2 protein-coding genes are annotated in these 1,189 nt (G+C 69.6%); both read right to left on the bottom strand.

Going from position 1 to position 1,189, the window contains the following annotated elements; translation table 11 throughout:
• Window positions 1–577 (bottom strand): FAD-binding oxidoreductase (locus tag AB4Z27_RS29055; protein WP_441645989.1); only part of this gene is annotated, 577 nt, incomplete at its 3' end.
• Window positions 574–1,189: glycerol-3-phosphate dehydrogenase C-terminal domain-containing protein (locus AB4Z27_RS29050; protein ID WP_441645988.1), on the bottom strand; the 616-nt coding region annotated here is incomplete at its 5' end. The genes AB4Z27_RS29050 and AB4Z27_RS29055, both read right to left, overlap by 4 nt.

The following is a 1,189-nucleotide window of genomic DNA, read 5'->3' as shown; positions in this document are numbered from 1 at the left end:
CCGTGCTGATGGCGTATGACGACGGCCAGTGGCCCATCGTCATGCCGTATTCCTGCTGGATGGTCTGCTCGAAGATGTCGCCGAACATGCCGGCCTCGACTTCCACGATCTGGCTGTCCTTGTCGAAGCCCAGCAGCTTGTTCAACTCGCAGACGTCGAGCACGATGCCGCCGCGTACCGGCAGCGCGGCGCCGGTGACGTTGCTGCGGCCGGCGGAAACCGTGACCGGCACCGCACTGGCGTGGGCGATGCGCATCACGGCCTGCACCTGGTCCACGGTGGACACGCGCACGATCACGCCGCGCGGCGTGGCCGGCTTGCCGCCGGTCTCGGTCATCATCGAGCCCGCCCACCAGTCGCGCGTCCACGTCACCACGTCGCCGGTGCTGGTCAGGACCGCATCCGCCACCTGGCGCAGCGCGGCCAGCGTGGCGTCGCTGAGCGGCACGGCGTCGCGCTGCAGGCCGGGGGCGTCTGGCGTCTCGGTAATGGTGGCTGCGTAGCCCGGCGGCGTGTGCGCGCCCACGACGTAGTTGCCGCGGTTGTAACCGCGCTTGATGGCTTCCTTGCTGATCATGCTGCTTCTCCCATGAGGACGGATTTTTCGAGTGCCACGGCGGCCAGGTAGTCGCTGACCTGCCGGGCGACGGCCGACTCGGACAATCCGAGTTCGGCCTGGAGGATCTGGCCCACGCGCGGTGCGGCGTGGGCGGAGGCATCGCGCGCCATCAGGCGGGCACGCATGCGGCGCGACAGCACGTCGTCCACGGTGCCGGCCAGCTCGTGGCGCACCGCGTAGACGACTTCCGCTTCGGTGTGGGGCAGGCCTTCGACAATGGGCCGGCCGAGCGCGGCATCGGCCTGGAGGATGTCGCTGACAAAGCGCGCCTCCGTGCCGTACCGCTCGCCCAGGTGCGCCGACATGCCGCCTGACGCCACGATGGCCTGTGCGTCATAGCCGGCGGCGCCGAGCAGGTAGGCGCTCTTCGTGCGGCACTTGCCGCGCTTGCCGATCACGCGCTGCGCGGCGTCGATGGTCTGCTCGGCCATATGGCGCGAGGTGGTCAGCTTGCCGCCGACGATGGTCACCAGGCCGTCATCGGCAACATGGATTTCATGGTTGCGCTTGATCTCGAGCGTCTTGCCGCCCGGCGGCGCCACCAGCGGCCGGCATCCGGCGATGCTGCCC

Source organism: Cupriavidus sp. KB_39 (assembly GCF_052114485.1).
Classification (GTDB): Bacteria; Pseudomonadota; Gammaproteobacteria; order Burkholderiales; family Burkholderiaceae; genus Cupriavidus.
The sequence above is the reverse complement of the archived record's forward strand: the minus strand, read 5'-3'. Positions and strand labels throughout refer to the sequence as shown.